At 74.1% G+C, this 2,120-nt stretch carries 1 protein-coding gene; it reads right to left on the bottom strand.

Annotation, left to right across the window (positions count from 1 at the left end; genetic code table 11):
• A partial coding sequence (locus CCN72_RS06100) for a SpoIIE family protein phosphatase (RefSeq protein ID WP_107430072.1) occupies positions 1 to 2,120 on the bottom strand: 2,120 nt, incomplete at both ends.

A 2,120-nucleotide genomic window follows, 5' to 3' on the forward strand; every position in this document is an offset into this window, starting at 1 on the left:
GCCTCCTCCCCGTCCGCGGCCTCCGCTGCCCGCCCCGGCACCCGAATGTCCACCACACACACGTCGTCCCGCCATTCGTCCACCAGCATGGCCGCGAGCAGCGCTTCCAGGGAGCCGGAGTCGCCGTCGTCGCCGTCGTCGTGGGCGCGTACCGCCTGGACCAGGCGGTCGAGGCCCGCGTCCAGGCCCTCGCCGGGGCGTTCGACCAGGCCGTCGGTGTAGAGCAGGAGCCGGTCGCCGGGGCGCAGGCGCAGCTCGGCGGACTCGTAGTACGGGTCGGAGCTGGCGCCGAGCAACAGGCCGCCGGGGCGGTCGAGATAGCGGATCTCGTCGCCGCGCACCAGCAGCGGTGGCGGATGCCCGGCCTGGGCCCAGGCGAGGAGATGGCGGTCGGGGTCGTAGCGGGCCATGATCATGGTGGCCGTCATCCGGCTGTCCCGGGAGTGCAGCAGCAGGTGGTTCAGCCGGGCCAGGGCGACGGTGAGCGAGGTACCGGTGCTGACCATCCCCTTGGCGGTGAAGCGGAGTTGGGCCATGGTGGCCACCGCGTCGATACCGTGTCCGGCCACGTCGCCGACGACGAACAGCGCGTCGTAATCGGGCAGTTCGACGGCGCTGAACCAGTCTCCGCCGACATGGATCCCGGCCTGCGCCGGCAGATAGGCGACCTCGACACGCAGCCCGGCCAGCTGTACCGGCTTGCTGGGCAGGGGCAGCAGGGCGTGCTGGAGCCGGGCGGCGAGGGCGCGTTCGGCCTGGAGGACCCCGCGTTGCACCGACATGGTGCGCTCGCTCTTGACCAGGGCGAGTTCCGCGCTGCGCTGCGCGGTGAGGTCCTGCACGAAGCCGTGCACCTCGGCCGGGGTGCCGTCCGGCTCGCTGACGGCCTCGGCGACCAGCCGCAGATGCCGTACGCCCGCGGGTGTCTCGACCCGGAACGGCACGTCGAACGGCCGCCCCCGATGGATCAGTCCGGCGATCGCGGCGGTCAGCGGATCCGCGTCCTGCGGCAGCGCCAGCCGCGGCAGCTTCTCCAGTTCCAGCGGCCCCTGTTCGGGGTCGCGCCCCAGGACGGCGTACGCCTGCGCGGACCAGGAGATCTCCTGGGTGAGCAGATTCCAGTTCGCCCAGCCGAGGTTGCCGAGCCGCTGCACATCGGCCAGCCGCTGCTCCTGCCGCTCCAGGGGGTCGTGCCGCAGCCAGGACACCAGCAGGCCCCCGCCCAGGGGAGCGGCCCGCACCGAGAAGGTGCCGGTCAGGGCCACCTCGTCGACGGTCTCCTGGTAGGCGAACGGCTCGCTCTCGAACGGCACCCCGGACTCCAGGGTCTCCAGATAGCCTTGCCACAATGGCTCGCCGGCCACGGACGGGTAGCTCTCCAGGATCAGCCGGCCGACCATGTCCCGGCCCGTCCGGCCGGACACATCGACCGCCTGCGGGGTGGCGGCGTCGATCCGGTAGTCCGTCACCTCACCGGCGGCGGTGCGCAACGGCGTCAGCAGGACCGCGGCACCCGGCAGCGCGTCGAAGACCGCCTGCACGGTCTCCGTGACGCCCGGATCCCCGGGCACCTCCCGCGCGGTGCCGAAGACGCGCAGCCGCCCTGCGCACAACCGGGCCGCCGCGACGAGCAGTTGGCGTTCGTGCGGCTCGAACGGCCCCCCGCACCGGCGCAGTACCCCCAGGGCGAACCGGGCGGTTCCCTCGGCGGGTACCGGCAGCCACACCCGGCTCGGCCACCGCTCCGGCGGGTCCCCGACCAGCACATGGCGGACCCGGTCGGCGGCCAGGTCCTCCAGCCACAGCGGCTCGCCCGCCGTCAGGACGTCGAACGCGGGCACCCCGGCCAGCGGGGGCACCTGCCGCCACCGGGCGGCGAACCGCGCGTCGATCCCGGCATGCCCGGCCAGCTCCAGACCGCCCTCGGCCCGCCGCTCGTAGAGGAGTACGGCATCGGCCCGCACCCGGGGCGCCAGGTGGTCCAGCAGGCGCGCGGCCAGCTCGTGCGCGGAGCGGACACGGACCAGGTCCCGCCCGATCTCGCTGAGCACCTCCGCCACCTCCTCCGCCTCCGCCATCTCCGAGGCACCGGCGAGCGGGGGCGGAGGCGGAGGAGGTGG

Source organism: Streptomyces murinus (assembly GCF_002154555.1).
In the GTDB taxonomy this organism is placed as follows: domain Bacteria; phylum Actinomycetota; class Actinomycetes; order Streptomycetales; family Streptomycetaceae; genus Streptomyces; species Streptomyces murinus.